This window comes from Pseudomonas sp. F-14 TE3482 (assembly GCF_053629455.1).
This window is the reverse complement of record NZ_JBRJII010000001.1, coordinates 3,030,541-3,054,022: the sequence shown is the minus strand read 5'-3', so window position 1 is coordinate 3,054,022 and position 23,482 is coordinate 3,030,541. Positions and strand designations below refer to the sequence as shown.

20 protein-coding genes are annotated in these 23,482 nt (G+C 58.4%); 13 read left to right on the top strand and 7 right to left on the bottom strand.

Annotation, left to right across the window (positions count from 1 at the left end):
• Positions 1-175 precede the first annotated feature (175 nt).
• The 9 genes from AB7M26_RS13810 to AB7M26_RS13770 all read left to right on the top strand — a co-directional run bounded on the left by AB7M26_RS13810 (position 176) and on the right by AB7M26_RS13770 (position 12,009).
• Complete coding sequence (locus AB7M26_RS13810; protein WP_007895050.1) at positions 176-490, top strand: DUF883 family protein; 315 nt, start codon at positions 176-178, stop codon at positions 488-490.
• A gap of 1 nt (position 491) precedes the next feature.
• A complete protein-coding gene (locus tag AB7M26_RS13805; RefSeq protein ID WP_007895049.1) occupies positions 492-881 on the top strand; it encodes a phage holin family protein in 390 nt (129 codons plus the stop codon).
• On the top strand, positions 878-1,219 hold the full coding sequence (locus AB7M26_RS13800) for a hypothetical protein (protein WP_123497566.1): 342 nt from the start codon (positions 878-880) through the stop codon (positions 1,217-1,219). The genes AB7M26_RS13805 and AB7M26_RS13800 overlap by 4 nt, the downstream gene beginning before the upstream one ends.
• 123 nt (positions 1,220-1,342) lie before the next feature.
• Positions 1,343-2,506 (top strand): EAL domain-containing protein, encoded by a 1,164-nt coding sequence (locus AB7M26_RS13795; protein WP_123497568.1) that lies wholly within the window; start codon positions 1,343-1,345, stop codon positions 2,504-2,506.
• A gap of 67 nt (positions 2,507-2,573) precedes the next feature.
• Positions 2,574-3,905: a deoxyguanosinetriphosphate triphosphohydrolase gene (locus AB7M26_RS13790; RefSeq protein WP_008075647.1), complete on the top strand. Its 1,332-nt coding sequence runs from the start codon at positions 2,574-2,576 to the stop codon at positions 3,903-3,905.
• Between the two features lie 169 nt (positions 3,906-4,074).
• Positions 4,075-4,479, top strand: coding sequence for a response regulator (locus AB7M26_RS13785; RefSeq protein WP_123497570.1), 405 nt, complete (start codon positions 4,075-4,077; stop codon positions 4,477-4,479).
• A 255-nt stretch (positions 4,480-4,734) separates the two neighbouring features.
• On the top strand, positions 4,735-5,361 hold the full coding sequence (locus AB7M26_RS13780; RefSeq protein WP_007895044.1) for a response regulator: 627 nt from the start codon (positions 4,735-4,737) through the stop codon (positions 5,359-5,361).
• Between the two features lie 8 nt (positions 5,362-5,369).
• Positions 5,370-9,014, top strand: coding sequence for a transporter substrate-binding domain-containing protein (locus AB7M26_RS13775; RefSeq protein ID WP_429384787.1), 3,645 nt, complete (start codon positions 5,370-5,372; stop codon positions 9,012-9,014).
• Positions 9,015-9,063: 49 nt separating this feature from the next.
• Positions 9,064-12,009: an HD domain-containing phosphohydrolase gene (locus tag AB7M26_RS13770; protein WP_123497575.1), complete on the top strand. Its 2,946-nt coding sequence runs from the start codon at positions 9,064-9,066 to the stop codon at positions 12,007-12,009.
• Here the strand turns inward: AB7M26_RS13770 and AB7M26_RS13765 are convergent, their stop codons facing one another.
• Together AB7M26_RS13765 and AB7M26_RS13760 are read right to left on the bottom strand one after the other, a co-directional pair.
• Positions 12,010-12,492: a GAF domain-containing protein gene (locus tag AB7M26_RS13765; RefSeq protein ID WP_123497577.1), complete on the bottom strand. Its 483-nt coding sequence runs from the start codon at positions 12,490-12,492 to the stop codon at positions 12,010-12,012. It lies immediately after the preceding gene.
• Entirely contained in the window at positions 12,489-13,379 is an 891-nt protein-coding gene (locus tag AB7M26_RS13760; protein WP_123497579.1) for an ATP-binding protein, read from the bottom strand. Before AB7M26_RS13760 ends, AB7M26_RS13765 begins: the two co-directional genes overlap by 4 nt.
• A gap of 153 nt (positions 13,380-13,532) precedes the next feature.
• On the opposite strand from AB7M26_RS13760, the gene AB7M26_RS13755 reads away from it, so the two are divergent.
• On the top strand, positions 13,533-15,854 hold the full coding sequence (locus AB7M26_RS13755) for a hybrid sensor histidine kinase/response regulator (protein ID WP_123497581.1): 2,322 nt from the start codon (positions 13,533-13,535) through the stop codon (positions 15,852-15,854).
• Here the strand turns inward: AB7M26_RS13755 and AB7M26_RS13750 are convergent.
• From AB7M26_RS13750 to msrB, 3 genes are all read right to left on the bottom strand, one after another.
• Positions 15,838-16,299: a MarR family winged helix-turn-helix transcriptional regulator gene (locus tag AB7M26_RS13750; RefSeq protein ID WP_429441165.1), complete on the bottom strand. Its 462-nt coding sequence runs from the start codon at positions 16,297-16,299 to the stop codon at positions 15,838-15,840. The two genes, AB7M26_RS13755 and AB7M26_RS13750, sit on opposite strands and share 17 nt — an antisense overlap.
• Positions 16,296-16,781 carry a glutathione peroxidase gene (locus AB7M26_RS13745; protein ID WP_008075665.1) on the bottom strand — a complete coding sequence of 162 codons (486 nt, stop codon included), beginning with the start codon at positions 16,779-16,781 and terminating at the stop codon, positions 16,296-16,298. The genes AB7M26_RS13750 and AB7M26_RS13745 overlap by 4 nt, the downstream gene beginning before the upstream one ends.
• Positions 16,782-16,968: 187 nt before the next feature.
• Complete coding sequence (gene msrB / locus AB7M26_RS13740) at positions 16,969-17,364, bottom strand: peptide-methionine (R)-S-oxide reductase MsrB (protein ID WP_095055528.1); 396 nt, start codon at positions 17,362-17,364, stop codon at positions 16,969-16,971.
• A gap of 225 nt (positions 17,365-17,589) precedes the next feature.
• Here msrB and AB7M26_RS13735 point away from each other — a divergent pair, with 225 nt between their 5' ends.
• Both AB7M26_RS13735 and htpX read left to right on the top strand, forming a co-directional pair.
• Positions 17,590-18,801, top strand: coding sequence for a pyridoxal phosphate-dependent aminotransferase (locus AB7M26_RS13735; protein WP_123497595.1), 1,212 nt, complete (start codon positions 17,590-17,592; stop codon positions 18,799-18,801).
• Positions 18,802-19,118: 317 nt separating this feature from the next.
• Positions 19,119-20,006 (top strand): protease HtpX, encoded by an 888-nt coding sequence (htpX, locus tag AB7M26_RS13730; protein ID WP_008075669.1) that lies wholly within the window; start codon positions 19,119-19,121, stop codon positions 20,004-20,006.
• Between the two features lie 104 nt (positions 20,007-20,110).
• Here htpX and AB7M26_RS13725 read toward each other — a convergent pair whose 3' ends face one another.
• On the bottom strand, positions 20,111-20,767 hold the full coding sequence (locus AB7M26_RS13725) for a thiopurine S-methyltransferase (RefSeq protein ID WP_429378655.1): 657 nt from the start codon (positions 20,765-20,767) through the stop codon (positions 20,111-20,113).
• Between the two features lie 103 nt (positions 20,768-20,870).
• On the opposite strand from AB7M26_RS13725, the gene AB7M26_RS13720 reads away from it, so the two are divergent.
• Positions 20,871-21,638 (top strand): DODA-type extradiol aromatic ring-opening family dioxygenase, encoded by a 768-nt coding sequence (locus AB7M26_RS13720; protein ID WP_429378653.1) that lies wholly within the window; start codon positions 20,871-20,873, stop codon positions 21,636-21,638.
• Positions 21,639-21,807: 169 nt separating this feature from the next.
• Here the strand turns inward: AB7M26_RS13720 and AB7M26_RS13715 are convergent, their stop codons facing one another.
• Positions 21,808-23,481, bottom strand: a complete 1,674-nt coding sequence (locus AB7M26_RS13715) for a DEAD/DEAH box helicase (RefSeq protein ID WP_007899905.1) — start codon at positions 23,479-23,481, stop codon at positions 21,808-21,810.
• Between the last annotated feature and the right edge of the window lies 1 nt (position 23,482).

The following is a 23,482-nucleotide window of genomic DNA, read 5'->3' as shown; positions in this document are numbered from 1 at the left end:
TTTACGCGAGTTTTGATTATTTGAGTTAAGGTTTTCCTTAAATCATGCCCAGCAACAGCGCAACGGCGCAGGCTGACGCACCACGACATAGCAAAAGTTGTACCAGTCATTTGTACTGAACCTTCACGCAAGGCTCATACTCGAACGCTTCAGAAGCCACTCACGGAGATCACCAATGGCACGCACCACAGCAAAGACTGCTCAAGAAGTTCTGATGGAAGATTTTCAGACACTGGTCACCGACACTGAAAGGTTGCTGGAACACACCAAATCCCTGGCTGGCGATCAAGCCGATGAGTTGCGCCAGCAGATCCATGACAGTCTGCTGCGCGCGCGGGAAACCCTGAAATTGACCGAAGACTCTGTGCGCGAGCGCGGCAAAGCCGCTGTCACCGCCACGGAAGATTACGTCCAGGCCAACCCATGGCAATCGGTCGGAATCGCGGCTGGCGTGGGCTTCCTGATCGGCCTGCTGGCCACTCGGCGCTAATATGGCGATCGGCGAATCCGGCCCGTCCGCGACGGGCACCGGCTCATCCCCGCGGCGCCTCGGTGCCGCGTTTCTTGGACTGCTGCACAGTCATGTCGAACTGTTTGGCATTGAATTGCAGGAACAAAAAGCACGCACGGTAAGCCTGTTGTTGTTTGCAGGCCTGACGCTGGTCTTTGCCTTGTTATTGCTGGTGGGCTTGTCGACGCTGGTGTTGATCCTGTTTTGGGACACCTATCGCCTGGCAGCAATCATCGGGCTCTGTGTGTTCTATACCCTCGCCGCGTTGTTCTGTGCGATGCGCTTGAGAGCAGCGATTTTCGATGAATCCTCGCCCTTCCACGGCACCCTGGAAGAGTTGGCCAATGATCGGGAGCGTCTGTTGCCATGAGCCTGTCTGAACTTCCCCGCAACAGCTCGCGCACGGAAATGCGCAAGGCGCTGATTCGCCTGCGCATGGAAATGCATCGCCAGGAAATTCGCCACGAATCCCAACACCTGCTGCATCCCTTGCAACGGGTGCGTGGCATGACGCAAAACCTGCAAGACGGTCTCGGCATCAAACACGCCCCGCTCTGGGGCATCGCGGCCGTGATCGGGCTGGGCTTTCTGACCGGCAAGGGTGCCAAGGGTGGCGGTATCGGCAGCCTGACCCGGCTGGCTCGCCTGGGCGTCACGCTGGGGCCACTGATCAAGCTGATCATGCAAAACTCTTCGCGCAAACACTAATCAGTCCTGTTTGGCTGCATTCTTGCAACACCACCAGGATTAACCTCTTTATCGAGAGGTTAATCCTGCGTGCCTGCTTGGTGTCCAGGTTTACCCAGAACAAAACCTTACTAAGGAGGCCTCGTGATCGACGGGCAACCGCTCGCCTGCTTTCAGCCGTTCATCGATACCGCCACGGGCCGCATCGCTGGCGTCGAAGCGCTGGGTCGACTGCGCCAGGTCGACGGTCAACTGACCTCGGTAGGACCGCTGTTCGCCGACCCGCGAACCCCCGCCATCGCCCTGCGTCGTCTTGATCGCCAGATTCGCGATGATGCGCTGAGCCGTCTGCATGAAGCGCCCCCGGACTGGTTTCTCAGCCTCAACATATCGCCCCGCTGGATCAGTCGCTTGCACCGGGACCAGGCACTGCCAAGCCTCAAGCAGCTGAGCAGGCATGGCGTCGACGCGCAACGAATCGTCTTTGAGATCACCGAACTGGGCGGCGACAGCCAGCGTCTTGCCGAAGTCGTGGCCCGTTACCGACAAGCCGGGGCGCGGATCGCCATTGATGATTTCGGTGCCGGTTACTCTCAGCTCGATCGCGTGCTGGCCCTGCAACCGGACATTCTCAAGCTCGACATGCGATTGTTCCAGGCCGCCGCATTGGGAGGCCCCAGCAGCGAGGTGGTGAAGGCACTGGCGCAAATGGCGGAGAAAACCGGTTGCTGGATTATCGCTGAGGGCGTGGAAACCGAAGCTCAACTGAATTTTGCCCTGGAGTGTGGTTCACGCTACGTACAGGGCTTTCTGTTCGCCCGTGCGCAAGCTGATTTCTTCGCCACAGATGCCTTTGTCGAGCGCTTCGCGCAACTGCGTCAGCGCTATGTTCAGCAAAAACTGGCTGAGCGCGCTCGCCTGATGATCATGCGCCAGCAACTCAGCGAACTGATGACCATCCTGCAAGCCTGGGCTCAAGCCAGCGCGCCCCTCAGCACCTTACCGCAACTGGAAGCGTTTCCCTGGTTATTGCGCTTTTATCAATGCGACCGCCACGGCACGCAGCTGACCCCCAATCTGGAATGGCGCAACAACAGCTGGGAAGCCGATAACCGCTACCTGGGCCATAACTGGTCATGGCGCCCCTACTTTTATCACTTGCTGGCCGAGGGTTGGGATGAGCGCCGGCTGACGCTTTCCAACACCTACCGCGATGCCACCAGCAATCAGTACTGCCTCACCGCCGGGCAATTCTTCGATAACGGCGAGCGACTGCTGCTCATCGATATCGATGCTGCAGGGCTCTAGTTCTCCTTGCAGGGACCGGCGCGAACCGGGAAGCTAGGGGACCAGTCACCTGACGGAGAAACCAGCCTTGGATTGGCAAACCCTGCTCACCCGCGAACGCCTCGGAAAGCCTGTGCACAGCCCGGAAGAACTCGGCCGCAGCCCTTTCCATAAAGACCACGACCGCATCATTTTCTCGGGCGCGTTTCGCCGTCTCGGGCGCAAGACCCAGGTCCATCCGGTCTCCAGCAACGATCACATCCACACACGCCTGACCCACTCGCTGGAGGTCAGTTGCGTCGGCCGTTCGCTGGGTATGCGTGTCGGTGAAACCATCCGTAGCGCCCTGCCCGACTGGTGCGAACCGAGCGATCTGGGCATGGTGGTGCAATCGGCTTGCCTGGCCCATGACATTGGTAATCCGCCTTTCGGTCATTCCGGTGAAGACGCGATCCGCCACTGGTTCCAGCAGGCCGCCGGCCGTGGCTGGCTGGATGCGATGAGCGAAGCCGAACGCAACGACTTCCTCAATTTCGAAGGCAATGCCCAAGGTTTCCGGGTACTTACCCAGCTTGAATACCACCAGTTCGAAGGGGGGACCCGGCTGACCTACGCCACACTGGGCACCTACCTCAAATACCCGTGGACTGCCCGGCACGCCGACTCACTGGGCTACAAGAAGCACAAGTTCGGCTGTTATCAAAGCGAACTGCCACTGCTGGAACAGATCGCTCACAAACTCGGTCTGCCCCAACTGGACGAACAACGCTGGGCGCGCCATCCACTGGTGTACCTGATGGAGGCCGCCGACGACATCTGCTACGCGCTGATCGATCTGGAAGATGGCCTGGAGATGGACCTGTTGGAGTACGCCGAAGTCGAGTCCCTGCTACTGGACCTGGTGGGTGACGATCTCCCGGAAACCTATCGCCAGCTCGGCCCGCAAGATTCGCGTCGGCGCAAACTGGCGATCCTGCGGGGCAAAGCCATCGAACACCTGACCAACGCAGCAGCCCGAGCATTCGTCGAGCAACAGGACGCGCTGCTGGCCGGCACGCTGGCGGGCGACCTGGTAGAACACATGCACGGCCCCGCCAAACGTTGCGTCTTGAATGCCAAGGACATGGCACGCAAAAAAATCTTCCAGGACAAGCGCAAGACACTCCACGAAATAGGCGCCTACACCACCCTGGAAATCCTGCTCAACGCCTTTTGCGGCGCGGCACTGGAGCAACACAACGGCCGTACGCCATCCTTCAAGCACCGCCGCATACTCGACCTGTTGGGCAACAATGCACCCGATCCTCACGGCCCTTTACACACCTCCTTCTTGCGCATGATTGATTTCATCGCCGGCATGACCGACAGCTATGCCGGAGAAATGGCGCTGGAAATGACCGGTCGTTCAAGCCACCGATAAAAACGTATCGATCAGTCTGTCAGAGAGCTCTGAGCGGCTGATCGAATTCTCGACATTCATCTGTATTTCAACGCCGACAGAATCGCCCTACACCTTGTGCGGAGCGGACTGATCGATTGTTCGGCCATCTCGCGAAATAATCGCACTCCCTTTGCTCGACAGATGACTCATGAAAACTCCTGTGTTCAAACATGATTGGCGCATCTTGCTGGTGGAAGATCATCCCTTTCAGCTACGGGCGACTCAGTACCTGCTCGAGAGTTTTGGCTTCACCCAACTGACCGCCACTGACAGTGCCAGAGGCGCCTTGCAACAAATGCTCAAGGCTGCGCAACCGTTCGACATTCTTCTTTGCGATCAATGCCTGCCCGACCTTGCAGGCCTTGATTTGATCGAATACGCCAGTCACCGGGGGATGATCAGGCAGGCAATACTTCTGAGCAGTCTGACATCCATCGAACTGGACAAACTTAAAGTCATGGCCTACGAACATGGATTGCCCTTGCTCGGTTACTTGATCAAACCATTGAAACAATCAGACTTCAGAAACTTATTGACCTTGGCTTCCATATAAAAACACGAAAACCCAAACACACTAAAACAATGACCAACGTATAGATTCAGACCTCTAATTCAATGCTTTCAATCGCTTGATCAAGCCAGCCAAACTTTGCCTTTCCTCATGCAAAACCTAGTTGATACGTAGTCCCATTCTTCTTCAGTTGTAGGACTTTTCCTATATTGCCGCTGTAGCTCCCTCAGTTCATGCGGCCCCACAACTATCTGAGCTAAGGTGCGCGCATTATTTGTGCACGTATGGGATTTGATTATGAACTCCGTTTTTATTGTCGACGATCACCCTGTCATCCGCCTTGCGGTTCGAATGTTGCTGGAACATGAAGGTTACAAAGTCGTCGGCGAAACTGACAATGGGGTCGATGCTATGCAGATGGTTCGTGAATGCATGCCTGACCTGATCATCCTCGACATCAGCATTCCCAAACTGGATGGACTGGAAGTTCTTTCCCGTTTCAACGCCATGAGCACACCCTTAAAAACACTGGTATTAACTGCACAGTGCCCGACACTTTTCGGTATTCGCTGCATGCAGTCCGGTGCATCGGGCTATGTATGCAAACAGGAAGACCTCAGTGAACTGATGAGTGCGATCAAAGCAGTTTTATCTGGTTACAACTACTTCCCCAGTCAAGCGTTGAACCCAGTTCGTCGTGACGACGCGCGCTGGGCCGACCTGGAATTGTTCAAATCCGTCAATGATCGAGAACTGATGGTATTACAACTTTTCGCCCAGGGTCGTACAAACAAAGAAATTGCCAAGGGCATGTTTCTCAGCAACAAGACGGTCAGCACTTATAAAAAACGACTGATGCAGAAACTCAAGGCCAAATCCCTGGTTGAACTCATCGATATGGCAAAACGTAACGCGTTAGTGTGAGAAACAGGATGCCCAGCCGTTTCAAGGATTGTCTGATACTCATGGCCGCGGGTTTATGCCTGAGCACTTCAGTACTCGCGGCTCAGACAGCCAGCGAACACTACACCCTGCTCAGTCGTTCAACGGCCGGGCACATGGAAGTCCAACTGGATACCTCACAACGACAATGGGTCAAAGACAAACGTGAATTGATCCTGGGCACATCGGCCCCGGATTATCCTCCTTTCGACCTGACCCTCAGCGGCCACGACTATGAAGGTTTCACCGCCGATTACGCAGGCATCCTCGGCAAGGCCATAGGGTTGCCGGTCAAGGTTCAGCGCTTCGCCTCCCGAGGGGCCGCGATCGAGGCGCTGGAAAAAGGCCAGGTCGACATGCTTGGCACCGCCAATGGGTTCGAGGCCGACAATGCCGACATTGCCCTGTCCACGCCTTATGCGGTAGATCAACCGGTACTGGTGACACGAGAAGGAGAAACCAGATCGCTGACCGATGGACTTGCCGGCATGCGGCTCAGCATGGTGTATCACTATCTGCCTCTGGACGAAGTCAGGGCGCTGTATCCGAAGGCAATCATCACCTCTTACCCGTCCTACCAGAATGCAATCAATGCGGTTGCCTTCGACCAGGCCGACGTTTTTCTCGGCGACACCATTTCAACCCACTACATGATCAACAAGGGGTATTTGAACAACATCCGCATGGCCAACTTCGGTAAACACGAAGCCCATGGTTTCAGCTTTGCCGTGCAGAAGGACAATCCGGATCTGCTCGCTATCATCAACGCAGTCCTCAAGGCCATCCCCACCAGCGAGCGAGAAAACATCGCCAAACGCTGGAGTGCCGGCAGCGACATTCTTCTCACCGATCACAAGCTGCAACTCAGCCACGGTGAAGAGCGCTGGCTGGCACAACATCCAGTCGTGCGCGTCGTGGTCAATGAAGCGTTTGCGCCACTGACGTTTTTCGACAGCGACGGCAACTTTCGGGGCGTCACGGCTGATCTGCTCGAGCTGATCAGATTGCGCACCGGTTTGCGTTTCGACATCCAGCGCAGCCGAAGCGATGACGAGATGATCGAGCAGGTCGCCAACCATCAGGCCGACCTGATCGCCGCCCTGCTCCCCAGCGCTCAACGTGAAACGACGTTGAGCTTCAGCCGTCCCTATCTGGAAAACTCCTTTGTGCTGCTGACGCGCAAAGCGGCCGACAGCCCGACAAACCTCACGCAATTGCAGGATAAACGCCTGGCCATCGCCCAAGGCAACCCACTGGTGGATTACCTGCGCAGCGAGTTTCCGCGAATCAACCTGGTTGAGACCCCGGACACGTTCAGTGCCGTTGAGTTGCTCGCCGAGGGCCAGGCAGAAGGTGCGGTGAACTCACTGGTGATCGCCAACTACTTCATCTCATCGCGGATCTTCGAACAGACACTTCAGATCAGCACCACCATCGGCACCCGACAGGCAGCGTTTTCCCTGGCGACCGGGCGCGACGCCAAAGAGCTGAATGCCATCCTCGACAAGGCACTGCTGAGCATCGCCCCCGAAGAGCTGGGCATCATCAACAACCGCTGGCGCGGCTATTCAGCAGCCTCGCAAAGTACCTGGCGCAACTATCATCGCGTGTTCTATCAGATCGTTATAGGCGCCGGCGTGTTGCTGCTAATATCCGTTGCCTGGAACGCCTATATGAGGCGCCAGATCAAACAGCGGCAGGCGGCCGAGCGCGCATTGAACGATCAACTGGAATTCATGCGATCGCTGGTCAATGGCACGCCTCATCCCATTTACGTGCGTGATCGCCAGGGATTGCTGCAAAGCTGCAACGACAGCTATCTGGAAACCTTCTGCGCGAAACGCGAAGACGTCATCGGTAAAGGCGTCATACAGGGCACCCTCGGCAACCTCTTCGAAGCACGGGAATATCAGGCGGACTACCAGCGCGTCATGGCCGAGGGAACGCCGCTGATTCTCGACCGTCCGTTGCACATCGAAGACCGCAAGCTGACGATCTATCACTGGATTCTTCCCTATCGCGACTCGAGCGGTGACGTACAGGGCGTCATTGGCGGCTGGATCGACATCAGCGAACGCCGGCAACTGTTCGATGAACTACGGGCCGCGAAGGAACAAGCCGATGCTGCCAACCGAGCCAAAAGCACCTTTCTGGCGACCATGAGCCATGAGATCCGCACGCCCATGAATGCAATCATCGGCATGCTCGAACTGACGCTCAAACGTATCGATCACAGTCATCCGGATCGCCCCGCCATCGACGTCGCGTACCACTCGGCGAAAGACCTGCTGGAACTGATCGGGGACATTCTTGATATTGCGCGCATCGAATCCGGGCGTCTGAACCTGAGCCCGGAGCGCGTCAATCTGGCCGAAACCGTAGCCTCGGTGGTGCGGATTTTCGATGGGCTGGCCCGGCAGAAAAATCTCGGACTGCAACTGGAGTTCAGGCCTGCCAAACCGACCACCGATGTCGTGTTGGACCCGATGCGCTTCAAGCAGGTGCTGTCCAATCTGATCAGCAATGCCATCAAGTTCACGCAACAGGGCCAGATCAGGATCAGCGTCGAGTTGCAGTCGACCGACGAGCCCGACCGGGTCCAGTTGCAGTTACTGGTGGAAGACAGTGGCGCAGGAATCAGCGAGCAGGATCAACAGCGGTTGTTCGAGCCTTTCGTCCAGGCCGATAACTCCGGCCAGTTAGCCAGAGGCGGTGCGGGGCTGGGCCTGGTGATCAGTCGCAATCTGTGCGAAATGATGGGCGGCAGCCTGCAATTGAATAGTCAGTCGGGCGTCGGCACGCAGGTCCGCATTTCGCTGAACCTGGCCACCCTGCCGACGGAACGGATGCCGGAATCTGTCGAGCCGCAAATCCAGCCAAGCACTACCCCCTTGAACGTGCTGGTGGTCGATGATCATCCAGCCAATCGCTTGCTCATGTGTCAGCAACTGGAGTTTCTGGGGCATCGGTTCAACGTCGCAGCGGATGGCAAGGCGGGGTTCGAAGCCTGGAAGAGTCAGCCGTTCGACCTGGTGATTGCCGATTGCAACATGCCGATCATGAATGGATATGAGCTGGCCAGGGCCATTCGCCAACATGAACAGCACCTGCAACGCCCTCCCTGTACCGTTCTGGGTTTCACCGCCAACGCACAGCCGGAGGAAAGACAACGCTGCAAACTGGCCGGGATGGACGATTGCCTGTTCAAACCCCTCAGCCTGACGGCCTTGAGCCAGTGGGTCGAAGGCATCACGCCGACGGTCCGCGCACCGGCCTTCAGCCTGGAGGGGCTGCACCTGTTGACCGGTGGCAACCCGACACTGAACCAGCGATTGTTGACCGAACTGCTGAACAGCACCCGCCTGGACCGCAAAGCGCTGCTGGCGTTATCCGAGTCAAAGGACCGGCAATCACTCCTCGACATTGCCCACAAAATCAAGGGCGCGGCCCGAATCGTCCAGGCCTGCCGGCTGATCGACAGCTGCGAGGCACTCGAACAGGTCTGCAATAACAGGTTCCACCACGATGAAGTGGCCGATTGCAGCAAGGCCATGGAGCGCGCCATGCTCGAACTGGAGCAATCATTGCAACAACAGATGGCACGCCATGACAAAAGCACAATGAAGGAGCATTAACTATGCTTGAGGGCTGAGCAGTGTGTTAATCATCATGGAGAAAGCTGCAATGCCCAGCCCACTGCGCCCGGATCAACGCCGGTTTCCTCTGCACATCCATATCAGCGTGATGTTCACCTTCCTGTTGTTACTGACCGGGGTGGTACTGGGTATTTTCAACTATCAGCAAACCACCCGGATCATCCTTTCCAGCAGCGAAAAACTCTTCAACCGCATCGAGCAGGATGTCCGTCTGGGCCTGCATCGCATCTATCAGCCGATTCGTCATCTGCTCAACCTGCTGGCGGACAACCCGGCGACCCAGGCGCCCGACCTTGAGCAACGCCTGGCGTTGCTCAAGCCCTTCAGCCAATCGCTCAAGGACAATCCCGATCTGGCCTCGCTGTACCTGGGCTACGCCAATGGCGACTTCTTCATGGTTCGTCCCCTGCGTACCGTCACCCTGAAAACACAAGTCAAGGCACCGGCCACGGCGGCGTATCAGGTGTGGAGCATCGAGCACCCAAGCGGCGGCCGGATCCGCTCCCAATCATTGTTTTTCGATCAGAACCTGGCCCTTGTCAGCCGCCAGGACAACCCCGACGAGACCTACGATCCCCGTACCCGCGCCTGGTTCTCCAGCGCCCTCGGCAACCACGATCAGATCACCACCGAGCCCTACCTTTTTTTCTCCACCCACAACGTCGGCACCACACTGGCCCGGCGCAGTGGCGAGCATGCAGTGATGGGGGCCGACCTCACGCTGGCTGAACTGTCCGCGACCCTGGCCGAACATGTGGTGACCCCCAGTACCGAAATTGTGCTGTTCGATGCCCAGGGCAATGCCATCGCTTACCCCGACAGCAGCAAACTGATCGTCGACGATCAGACCGCCCGGCTGATCAAAGCCGCCGATCTGAGCCCCACGCTCGCGGCTCTGCTCACCAGCCCCTCCGAGGTCAATCGCCTGAACACCGCGGGCCGTCAATGGATCGTGGCGCGCAGCAGCATCCAGGAGGGAGGCCCGCAGGGACTGCAACTGGCGCTACTGGTGCCGGAGGACGAATTGCTCGTCGATGCCTACCGCATACGCTGGCAAGGCGCGTTGATTACCCTGGCGACGCTGCTGTTGTGCCTGCCGATGGGTTGGCTGACCTCGAGAATCCTGGTCAAACCCTTGCGCGCCCTGGTGCAGGAAGCCGATGCGATTCGCAGTTTCGATTTCAACTTTCCGGCCTCCCGTCGCTCGCCGGTGCTTGAAGTCGACCAACTGAGCGTGTCGATGGCGCGCATGAAAGACACCCTGGCGAGTTTTTTCCAGATCACCGACAGCCTGAGCGCCGAGACCCGTTTTGCCCCGCTGCTGCAACGGGTGTTGTTTGAAACCGTGAAGATCGGCCAGGCCCAGGCCGGCCTGCTCTATCTGCGAGAAAGTGACGACGATCGCGTGGAACCTCATGCGCTGGTCATCCATGGCAACTCACAGGCGTTGCCGTCATTCGCCATTCAAGGACACACGCCTCAGGATCCGCAGAGCCCTCAATGGATGCAGAAATTGTCGAACGCCGACAATGTCGTCACCAGCCTGGGGTTCGAAGAGGCGGGAGATTTGCAGAAGGTTTTGCTCGCACTGGAGTGCCCACGGGTTCATCTGATCGGTATCCGGCTGCACAATCGTCATAACGAAACCGTCGGGCTGCTGGTCCTGCTGCTGGCAGACAGCGGCACGCAGGAAGACCTGGAAAAACTTCGCCCGGACCGCATCGCGTTTCTCCAGGCGGTTTCCGGTGCAGCCGCCGTGAGTATCGAAAGTCAGCGCCTGCAAGCCAAACAGAAACAGCTGCTGGACTCTTTTATTCAACTGCTGGCTGGCGCGATCGATGCCAAGAGTCCCTATACCGGCGGTCATTGCCAACGGGTGCCGGCACTGACGCTGATGCTGGCGCAGGCGGCCGCAGCCAGTCAGGCCCCGGCCTTCAGCAGCTATCGGCCCACCGACGATGAGTGGGAAGCCTTGCACATCGCTGCCTGGCTGCATGATTGCGGCAAGATCACCACACCTGAATACGTGGTCGACAAAGCCACGAAGCTTGAGACCCTGAACGACCGCATCCACGAAATCCGCACACGGTTCGAAGTGCTCAAGCGTGATGCCTGGATCAACTATTGGCAGGCCGTCGCCCTAGGGGGTGACGAGCAGCCTCTGGCGCAATTACGCCATGCGAACCTGGCGGCGCTGGATGATGATTTCGCGTTCATTGCCCGCTGCAATCTTGGCAGCGAGGCCATGGCCGAGGCCGACCTGCAACGCCTGAACACCATCGCTCAACGCACCTGGACCCGAACCCTGGACGATCGACTGGGGGTTTCGTGGGAAGAGAACCGTCGTCAGGCACGGACCCCGCCGCCAACTCTGCCGGTCAGCGAGCCGCTGCTGGCGGATAAACCCGAACACCTGATCGAACGCGCCGACAGTGAACTGATTCCGGCCGACAATCCGTGGGGATTCAAGCTTGACGTGCCACGCTACAAGTACAACCGGGGCGAGCTCTACAACCTGAGCATCACCCGAGGCACCCTGACCCGCGAGGAGCGTTACATCATCAATCACCACATGGTGCAGACGATTCTGATGCTCAGTCACCTGCCCTTCCCCGGCCATCTCAATAACGTCGCGGAGATCGCCGGTGGCCACCACGAGAAAATGGACGGCACCGGTTATCCCAAACGCTTGAAGCGCGAAGACATGAGCTTGCCAGCGCGGATGATGGCGATTGCCGATATCTTCGAAGCGCTGACCGCCGCCGACCGCCCCTACAAGAAAGCCAAGTCCTTGAGCGAAGCGCTGGGCATCATGGCCACCATGTGCCGTGACGCCCACATTGACGCTGAGTTGTTCGGGCTGTTCATCAACGACGAAGTCTACTTGCAGTACGCCAACCGTTTTCTCGACCCACGACAGATTGATGCGATCGACACGTCAAGCCTGTTGATCAAGGCCGGCTTGAAGGCCTGATCAGCAGTCAGTCAGACGCAGGAAAATCGCTGCCAGTTGCTCGATACCGCCCTGATCTTCAGCGGTAAATCGCGCGAGTTTCGGGCTGTCGAGGTCCAGCACACCGATCAGTCGACCGTCCTTGACCAGCGGCACCACCAGTTCACTGTTCGAGGCACTGTCGCACGCGATGTGCCCGGGGAACGCATGTACATCTTCGACCCGTTGAGTCTGCAAGGTGGCTGCTGCCGCCCCGCACACACCACGACCGAATGGAATTCGTACACAGGCGATCTGCCCCTGAAACGGGCCAAGCACCAGTTCTTCGTTGCGATTAAGGTAGAAACCGGCCCAGTTCAGGTCATCGAGCTGGTTGAACAGAAACGCCGAAAATTGTGCGGCGTTGGCGATAAAATCACGCTCGTCTGCCAGCAGTGATTCCAGCTGCGCCCACAGCATGCCGTAGCCCTCCAGGCCCTGGCCGCTCTTTTGTAAATCGATCATGCCTTGTGCTCCAACAGCTTCAGCCCGACCCAATAGCGGGCAAATTGATACGCGCAACGTCCGTTGCGATTGCCCCGACCCGTGGCCCAGCGCACTGCGAGGATGTCCAGCTCTTCGTCACGCTGCCACTCAAGGCCGGCCTTGTCGGCCAATTGGCCGATCCAATGCTCGACGACGTTAAGGAAATGCTCCTGGGTAAACGGATAGAACGACAGCCACAGGCCAAAACGGTCCGACAGTGCGATCTTGTCTTCCACCGCCTCACTGGGATGGAGTTCGCCATCGACCCTTTTCCAGTTTTCGTTATCGCTTTCCTTTTCCGGCACCAGATGGCGACGGTTGGAGGTGGCGTACAGCAGAACGTTATCTGGCGCCTGTTCGAGCGAACCATCGAGCACGCTCTTGAGCACGCGATAATCGCCCTCGCCCGACTCGAACGACAGGTCATCGCAGAACAGCACAAAGCGCTGAGGCAACTTGGCGATCTGCTCGACCACGCGTGGCAAGTCCGCCAGGTGATCGCGTTCGATCTCGATCAGTCGCAGGCCACTTTTGGCGTGTTCCGACAGCAAGGCACGCACCAGCGACGATTTACCGGTGCCACGCGAGCCCCAGAGCAAAGCATGGTTGGCCGGCATGCCGTCGAGGAACTGTCGGGTGTTGCGGCCCAGTTGCTCCAGTTGCCGGTCAACGCCAATCAAGTCGGACAAACGCGTGTCCAGGCTGACTTGCAGCGGCAACAGAAAACCGCTGCGCCCCTCGCGCTGCCAGCGTGCGGCCAGGCAATGCGCCCAGTCGATGGTTTGCCGAGGCGCGGGAAGCAGCGGCTCGATACGGGCCAGAACGGCATCGGCGCGTTCAAGAAAAGCATTCAATCGGGAATCCACGTCTTCTCCTCGGGCACGTTCAAGGTAATGATGGCGATACAGCGACGAAACACAGCGACTACACCCCTACAAGTGTTTTGCCAGAACATCGGTATCCATTGATGATCGACTATGCTTGAGCAGCGAAGGGAAACGGAAGTGGTTCAACATCCCATGGATATCAAGTTCAGCCACCGGCTGTCGTACAAACAGGCCAGGATTACGGTGCTGGCCGGCTTCATTCTGGGCACGCTGCTCAGCCTGCTGCAAATAGGCATCGATTATGCCAGCGAAGACGCCTCCATCAACCGCGAAATACTGTCCTTGCTGGAAATCAGCCATAACCCCGCATCTCGCATCGCCTACAACATTGATGCCGAACTCGCTCAGGAACTGGCCCTGGGTCTGTTGCGTTCCCCGGCAATCATCGGCGCGCAATTGACCGACAATAACAATACCGTGCTGGCCAGCGTCAAACGTCCGGGCCTGGAAAACAATGACCGGATGATCAGCGACTTCCTGTTCGGCGCTAACCGGCAGTTCGCAGACCGCCTTTACCTCGACCACTTGCCGGACGAATCCCTCGGGACCTTGCAACTGGAAGTCGATACCTACACCTTCGGCAGTCGTTTCCTGCGCCGGGCCGAAGTGACCCTGCTCAATGGCTTCGCGCGCAGCCTGATTCTCACGGGCATTCTGCTGGCGCTGTTTTATGTGATGCTGACCAAACCGCTGGTGCGGGTTATCCGCGAACTCAGTGGCCGTGATCCGCGCAGCGCGGAACCGACGTTGCTGGAGTGTCCGATGGGGCATGAAAACGATGAAATCGGAGTCTTGGTCAAGGTCGCCAATCAGCAGTTTGAAAACATCGCCACCGAAATCCAGCAACGGCGCAACGCCGAAAACCGCCTGACCGACTACCTCTCGCAACTGGAAAACATCGTCTCGGCCCGCACCGCGGAACTCAAGGCGATCAATTCCCGCCTCAGCCAATCCAACGAGGAATTGGAAGTCGCCCGCAGCACCGCCCTGGACATGGCCGAAGCGCGCTCGGTGTTCCTGGCCAACATGAGTCATGAAATCCGCACGCCCCTCAACGGTCTGCTGGGGATGATCGCGCTCTCGCTGGACGGCCCGCTCAATGCCGAGCAGCAGCAACAGCTGTCCATCGCCCATGACTCGGGCAAAGTGCTGGTGGAACTGCTCAACGATATTCTCGACCTGTCGAAGTTCGATGCCGGCCAGCTCGAACTCGAACACATTCCGTTCGACCTTGGCTCGCTAATCGAAGACACCGCCAACCTGCTGTCCCAGAACGCCGCGCCCAGTGTCGAGCTGGCATGCCTGATCGACCCGCAATTTCCAGCTCTGGTGCTCGGTGATCCGACCCGGGTCCGGCAGATCGTCAGCAACTTGTTGTCCAACGCTCTCAAATTCACCCGTTTCGGACGGGTCGATGTGCGTCTTTCAACGTTCGAAGACGGTGTGCGAATCGAAGTCTGCGACACTGGCATCGGCATCGCCCAGGATGCGCAGGTGAAAATCTTCCAGCCCTTCACCCAGGCCGGTGCCGGTATTACCCGGCAATTTGGCGGCACCGGGTTGGGCCTGGCGCTGACTTATAGCCTCTGCGAAGCCATGCAAGGGCGTCTGACGATCAGCTCGGAAGCGGGCTTCGGCAGCCAGTTCTGCGCCGACCTGCCCCTGCCCTGCCATACCCGGGCCATTTCCCCGGCCGCACTGCGGGGCAACATCGTCGCGATCACCGCCGCCAGCAGCGGTCTGGCGGAACTGCTGCACAGTCTGCTGCCCAGCTGGGGCCTCGACTATCAGCAGCGTTCCATCGATGACCGGTTGATCGGGCTGAAGCCGGATGTGCTGATCACCGACTGCCCCGAATGCCTGTTTGGCCTGCGCCCTACCCTCACCGCGCCAATTCTGCTGGTGACCGCCTACGGCAGTTTCCTGCCCAGCGACCAAGTCAACGCCCTCGCGCCCTTGCAGCAACAGGCGCGACCTCTGGCGCGCAATGCGCTTTACCAGACATTGCGGCGGATCTTGCAGCCGGAACTCACCACCATCAACGGGGCGCGGATCGAAGCCATCTCACCCCTGCGACGCGGACGCATCCTGCTGGTGGAGGACAATCCGGTCAATCAGTTGGTGGCCAAAGGCATGCTCGGAAAACTCGGTTGCGAGGTAAGCGTCGCGGCCCACGGCGGCGAAGCGCTGGATCAGCTTGAGCAGAGCGAATTCGATCTGGTGCTGATGGACTGCAACATGCCGGTGATGGATGGCTATGAAGCCAGTCGGCAGATTCGTCGCAGCGGGCGCTGGCCACAGCTGCCCATCGTCGCCCTGACCGCCAACGCCATGTCCGAAGAGCGCGAACGCTGCCGTGCGGCGGGAATGAGTGACTACCTGGCCAAACCTTTCCGCCGGGAAGAACTGGCTGCTTTGCTCGACTTGTGGATACCTACTACGACAGCGCTTTGATTTGCCCCAGCAGGTGATCGAGGCCATCGCGCAGATCATTCAGGCGATCCAGATCGACGCCGCTATCACATAACAGCCGGGCCTTGAGCGGCCCGACCTGATCGCGCAAAGCCTTGCCGGCGGGCGACAGGCTCAAGTGCACCTCACGCTCATCGCGCGCCGAACGCTGACGCAGCACCAGTTGCAGTTGCTCAAGGCGCTTGAGCAGCGGCGTCAAGGTTCCGGAATCCAGCGCCAGGCGCTCACCCAAGGCCTTGACCGTCGGCTGCTCCGGCGCCGTCTCCTGCCATTCCCACAACACCAGCATCGCCAGGTATTGCGGGTAAGTCAGGCCCAACTGATCGAGCATCGGCTTGTAGGCACGGATCACCGCCCGCGATGCGGCATACAACTTGAAGCAGAGCTGACTGTCGAGCTTCAGCGAATCAACTGACAACGTGTTCATTTGAGCAGGGCTTCGATCTCGCGGCTCAGGTCCTGCGGCTTGGTCGCCGGAGCAAAGCGCTTGACCAACTTGCCATCCTTGCCGATCAGGAACTTGGTGAAGTTCCACTTGATGCCCTGGGATCCCAGCACGCCCGGTGCGCGTTTTTTCAGCTGAACGAACAGTGGATGGGCGCCGGCACCATTGACTTCGATTTTCTTGAACAGCGGGAAGCTCACCCCGTAGTTCAACTCGCAGAACTCGGAAATCGCTCCCTCGTTGCCCGGCTCTTGCTTGCCGAACTGATTGCAGGGAAAGCCGAGCACCACCAGGCCTTGATCCTTGTAGGTCTGCCACAACTCTTCGAGGCCTTTGTATTGCGGGGTGAACCCGCATTTACTGGCGGTGTTGACCACCAGCACTGCTTTGCCGGCGAAATCGGCCAGTGTCTTTTGCTCGCCCTTGATGGTGGTACAAGGAATGCTCAACAGGTTGTCGCTCATGGCACGAACTCCGAGTGGAAGAACAAAGACCAAACATAGCGAGCAATTGAATTGTGTGCAATTTAAATTGTGAGACGCTGATCCTCTGTAGGAGCGAAGCTTGCTCGCGAAGGCGTCTTAACATTCAACACTGATGTTGACTGACCCGACGCCTTCGCGAGCAAGCTTCGCTCCTACGGGGCTCGCATTACGAGCGGGGAACCAGGTCCAGGCACACCGAGTTGATGCAATAACGCAGGCCAGTGGGTGGCGGACCGTCCGGAAAAACGTGCCCAAGGTGCGCATCGCACTTGGCGCAGACCACTTCGGTGCGGATCATGCCGTGGCTCACATCACGGATCTCGACCATGGCGCTGTCGCCGATCGGCGCGTAGAAGCTCGGCCAGCCGCAACCGGAATCGAATTTGGTCTTGGAGTCGAATAGCGGCGCATTGCAGCAGATGCAGTGGTAAACACCGTCGACCTTGCTGTCGTTGTACTTACCGGAGAACGGCCGCTCGGTGCCCTTGAGGCGGCAAACGTTGTACTGCTCCGGATCGAGCATTTCACGCCATTCTTCCAGGGTTTTTTCCAACTTTTCCATGATCACACCTCAGCAGCTGAAAAAGCCCGATCTGTACCTTTTCCACGGATCGGGCGGCACGTATGATTGCGCCTCGTCAAACGCCAGTCTGGCAGCCAGACCACGCGCATTCAAACGGATTATGAGTGCCGCCACTCAAGGCGTCAGGCCTGTGTGAATACGCAGGATTCCCAGTACGGTCGTTCATACGCCGCCTGGATCGTTCATTTTCGGGAACACATCGCCATGCAGGTCAGCAAATCGAACAAGCTCGCCAACGTCTGCTACGACATTCGCGGCCCAGTGCTCAAGCACGCCAAACGTCTGGAAGAGGAAGGCCATCGCATCCTCAAGCTGAACATCGGCAACCCGGCGCCCTTTGGTTTCGAAGCGCCGGATGAAATCCTTCAGGACGTGATCCGCAACCTGCCGACCGCCCAGGGCTACAGCGACTCCAAGGGCCTGTTCAGCGCCCGCAAGGCCGTGATGCAGTACTACCAGCAAAAACAGGTGGAAGGCGTCGGCATCGAAGACATCTACCTGGGCAATGGCGTTTCCGAGCTGATCGTGATGTCGATGCAGGCCCTGCTCAACAACGGCGACGAAGTGCTGGTGCCGGCTCCCGACTATCCGCTGTGGACTGCCGCAGTCAGCCTGTCGGGCGGCAACCCGGTGCATTATCTGTGCGACGAGCAGGCCAACTGGTGGCCGGACCTGGCCGACATCAAGGCCAAGATCACGCCGAACACCAAGGCGCTGGTGATCATCAACCCGAATAACCCGACTGGTGCGGTGTACTCGAAGGAAGTACTGCTGGGCATGCTGGAACTGGCCCGTCAGCACAATCTGGTGGTGTTCTCCGACGAGATCTACGACAAGATCCTGTACGACGACGCCGTGCACATCTGCACCGCCTCGCTGGCGCCGGACTTGCTGTGCCTGACCTTCAACGGTCTGTCCAAGTCCTATCGCGTGGCCGGTTTCCGCTCCGGCTGGGTCGTCATTTCCGGCCCGAAACATCATGCCCAAAGCTACATCGAAGGCATCGACATGCTGGCCAACATGCGCCTGTGTGCCAACGTGCCGAGCCAGCACGCCATTCAGACCGCGCTGGGCGGCTATCAGAGCATCAACGATCTGGTGCTGCCGCAAGGGCGTCTGCTGGAACAGCGCAATCGTACCTGGGAGCTGCTGAACGACATTCCGGGCGTGAGCTGCGTCAAGCCGATGGGCGCGCTGTATGCGTTCCCGCGGATCGACCCGAAAGTCTGCCCGATCCACAACGACGAGAAATTCGTGCTCGATCTGCTGCTCTCGGAGAAGCTGCTAGTGGTACAAGGCACGGCCTTCAACTGGCCATGGCCGGACCACTTCCGTGTGGTCACCCTGCCACGACTCGACGACCTGGATCAGGCGATTGGCCGGATCGGTAACTTCCTAAAGTCCTATCGCCAGTAAGTGGCCTGTCACCGTGCGACGCGGGTCAAAGTCGCACGGTGATTAATTCAGCAACACATCTGTGCACCCTACCCTGTATCGTTGTTTCAAGCGCTGACGGACGACACGTTTCATGCCCGCGCCTAACAACGGCGGGGGCCTGCGACGCTAATTAGCTGACAACCGTTTCCCATGCCGACGTCGGAAATGCCCTTCAAGCCGCTAGACTGTTGCTGTAGGACACAGTTTGAAATAGTCACTCGGTTGAATAGCCCGGTGCAGCACCTTATATACCCCGCAGTACGCTACATCTTTAGCACGAGGAGATTTCTACAACCATGATGCGCATTTTGCTGTTTTTGGCCACTAACCTGGCGGTCGTGCTGATTGCCAGCATCACCCTGAGCCTTTTCGGCTTCAACGGGTTCATGGCGGCCAATGGGGTTGATCTCAACCTCAATCAGCTGCTGATTTTCTGTGCGGTCTTTGGTTTCGCCGGTTCCCTGTTCTCGCTGTTCATCTCCAAGTGGATGGCGAAAATGAGCACCAGCACCCAGATCATCAGCCAGCCGCGCACCCGGCACGAGCAATGGCTGCTGCAAACTGTCGAGCAATTGTCCCGCGAAGCCGGGATCAAGATGCCCGAAGTCGGGATTTTCCCGGCCTATGAAGCCAACGCCTTCGCCACCGGCTGGAACAAGAACGATGCACTGGTCGCGGTCAGCCAGGGCTTGCTCGAGCGTTTCTCCCCGGATGAAGTGAAAGCCGTTCTGGCCCACGAAATCGGCCACGTGGCCAATGGCGACATGGTCACCCTGGCGTTGATCCAGGGCGTGGTGAACACCTTCGTGATGTTCTTCGCCCGGATCATCGGTAACTTTGTCGACAAGGTGATCTTCAAGAACGAAGAAGGCCAAGGTATCGCCTACTACGTAGCGACCATCTTCGCTGAACTGGTCCTGGGCATCCTGGCCAGTGCCATTGTTATGTGGTTCTCGCGCAAGCGCGAATTCCGTGCTGACGATGCCGGTGCACGCCTGGCGGGTACCAGTGCAATGATCGGTGCCCTGCAGCGTCTGCGTGCAGAACAAGGGCTGCCGGTGCACATGCCGGACACGCTGAATGCCTTTGGCATCAATGGTGGCCTCAAACAAGGGTTCGCCCGTATGTTCATGAGCCACCCGCCGCTGGAAGAGCGCATTGACGCATTGCGTCGTCGGGGCTGACAGGCTCCGCACCAAAAGAAAAGGCCCGCAGTGATAATGCGGGCCTTTTTTTGTCTGCTTGAATGTGTGGTGCTCGCGATGGGGCCGGTACAACCACTACAAATCTATCGGCTGGAAACCCGATACACCCGCTCCTCAAGCCGCGTCACACCGGCCTCGAGAAACTTCCAGCTCTCACCCAGGACGTCCTGGTCTTCCAGAATCTTCAGCGCCCACACATCGCCGAACAACCGCTGCACTTCATCATCCAGCACCGCAAACGGCGGCCCGTCCATCTGCGCCTGATCGTAATCCAGGGTAATCAACAGCCCCAGAGAATCCTTCGGCAGAATGCGAATCAAATGAGCCGCGTATTGCGCACGCATCTCTGGCGGCAAGGCGATCAACGCCGCACGGTCGTACAACCCGCTGCAGTCGGCCACATCGCCTGCCGTCAACTCAAAGAAATCGCCACACCACAATTCGATTGAACCGGCACGGTAGACCTTGAAAGGCCCCTGCTCACTAATGTCCGGGTCAAATTGATGCTCAGCGAAGAAATCCTCCACGGCCTTTTCCGACAGCTCAATCCCCAAGACCTCATGACCTTTGTGCGCCAGCCATAACAGATCCAGACTTTTCCCACACAGCGGCACCAGCACACGAGCGCCCTCTTCCAGGCCCAACGCTGGCCAGAACCGTTGCAGATGAGGATTCACTTCCGGCAGATGAAAGCCGATCTGATTCGACGCCCATCGTTTGTGCCAAAACTCCGGCTGCATAATTAACCCCGAAAAATTCGATCAAAAGACCCTAAAACTTATATTAGATTTAGATCAATGATCTGACTGAAGATGGTGCCATCTTACTCTCAGGAGCTCATTCATGTTCCCCAGTCTGTATATCTCTCATGGCTCTCCGATGCTAGCCCTGGAACCGGGCGCCAGCGGGCCGGCCCTCGCGCGTCTGGCCGCCGCATTGCCGAAACCCAAAGCCATCGTGATGGTTTCCGCGCACTGGGAAAGCAGCGAACTGTTGGTCAGCGGCAACCCACAGCCTGAAACCTGGCACGACTTCGGCGGCTTTCCCCAGGCCTTGTTCGAGGTGCAATACCCGGCCCCCGGCAATCCGCAACTGGCGGCGGAGGTGGTCGAGCTGCTGAAAGCCGATGGCCTGCCGGCGCGCATCGACAGCCAGCGACCGTTCGACCACGGTGTTTGGGTGCCCTTGTCGTTGATGTATCCGCAAGCTGATATCCCGGTGGTGCAGGTCTCGCTGCCCACACGTGGCGGCCCTGCCCTGCAAACTCGCGTCGGCCATGCCTTGGCCAGCCTGCGCGAGCACGGCGTGCTGTTGATCGGCTCCGGCAGCATCACCCACAACCTGCGGGAACTGGACTGGCACGCCGGCCCGGAAAGCGTCGAACCCTGGGCCAGGGCGTTCCGCGACTGGATGATCGAGAAACTCGAAGCGAGCGACGAAGCCGCGTTGCACGACTATCGTCAGCAAGCTCCAAATGCTGTGCGTAGCCATCCGAGCGACGAACATCTGCTGCCGCTGTACTTTGCCCGCGCGGCTGGGGGTGAGTTCAGCATTGTCCATCAGGGATTCACCATGGGAGCTCTGGGCATGGATGTTTATCGCTTCGGATAACGTCAGGATCAAAAGATCGCAGCCTTCGGCAGCTCCTACATCGACCGCGTTCGACGAGATTCCTGTAGGAGCTGTCGAGTGAAACGAGGCTGCGATCTTTTTCCAGGCAAAAAAAATCCCCGAACCAGTCGGGGATTTTTTATGTGCGATCAATCAGCTCAGGAGCGGATCAATCTTCGCGATAGCGACGCAGCTTCAACTGCTTACCGGCAACGCGAGTGTCCTTCAGTTTGGTCAGCAGCTTCTCCAGACCATCTTCCGGCAGCTCGACGAGGCTGAAGCTATCACGCACCTGGATGCGACCGATGGCCTCACGTGCCAGACCACCTTCATTCAGGATGGCGCCCAGCAGGTTCTTGGCAGCGATACCATCACGCGCACCCAGCGCGGTACGGCAACGAGCACGACCTTCAGCCAATGGAACCGGAGCACGACGCTCACGATCACCACGGTCCGGACGATCACCGGAACGCTCTGGACGATCGCCACGCGGTGCGTTGTTCGGCACCAGTGGACGTTCTTTCTCGATTGCGGCCAGGGTCAGCGCCTGAGCGTTGGTTGCCTTGCGCAGCAGAGCAGCGGCCAGTGCACGCGGGGTGCAACCGATGTCGGCGGTCAGGCGATCCAGCAGATCACCGTGAGTCGATTCGGCATCAGCGACCAGCGGCGACAGGCTGTTGGTCAGTTTCTTGATGCGAGCATCGAGAACGGCCTGGGCATCCGGCAGACGAACTTCGGCAACCTTCTGACCGGTTACACGCTCGATCACTTGCAGCATGCGGCGCTCACGAGGAGTCACCAGCAGCAGCGCACGACCTTCGCGACCGGCACGGCCGGTACGGCCGATACGGTGAACGTAGGACTCAGGGTCGTACGGCATGTCAACGTTGAACACGTGAGTGATGCGCGGAACGTCCAGACCACGAGCGGCAACGTCGGTCGCCACAACGATGTCCAGACGGCCATCCTTGAGGGATTCGATCACGCGCTCACGCTGGTTCTGAGCAATGTCACCGTTCAGCGCAGCAGCTTTATAGCCTTTGGCTTCCAGGGCACTGGCCAGGTCCAGGGTCGCTTGCTTGGTGCGCACGAACATGATCAGGGCGTCGAAATCTTCCACTTCCAGCAGGCTCAATACAGCCGAGGTCTTCTGGTCAGCGTGAACCAACAGGTGAGCCTGTTCGATCGCGGTAACGGTCTGAGTCTTGGTCTGGATCTTCACGTGTTGCGGATCGCGCAGATGGCGTTCGGCAATGGCACGGATCGACTGCGGCAGGGTGGCCGAGAACAGTACGGTCTGACGGGTGGCTGGCAGGGCCTTGAAGATAACTTCGAGGTCGTCCATGAAACCCAGTTTGAGCATTTCATCGGCTTCGTCGAGAACCAGGTGGTTCACGGTTGCCAGAACTTTTTCGTCACGACGCAGGTGGTCGCACAGACGGCCCGGCGTGGCGACAACGATCTGTGCGCCATTACGGATTGCTTTCAGTTGTGGGCCCATAGGCGCGCCGCCGTAAACGGCCACAACGGTAACGCCCGGCATTTGCTTGGCGTAGGTTTCGAAAGCGGTTGCTACTTGCAGCGCCAACTCACGGGTTGGCGCCAGGATCAGGGCTTGCGGCTCGCGCTTAGCAGGATCGATGCGATGCAGGATCGGCAGGGCGAACGCAGCGGTTTTACCCGTACCGGTTTGCGCCTGACCAATCATGTCGTGACCGGCCATGATGATCGGGATCGATTGCTGCTGAATAGCCGAAGGCTCTTCGTAGCCAGTCGCGATGACGGCTGCAAGAATATTCGGATTAAGATTAAAAGCGGCGAAGCCGCCGGTTTCCTGGGTCATG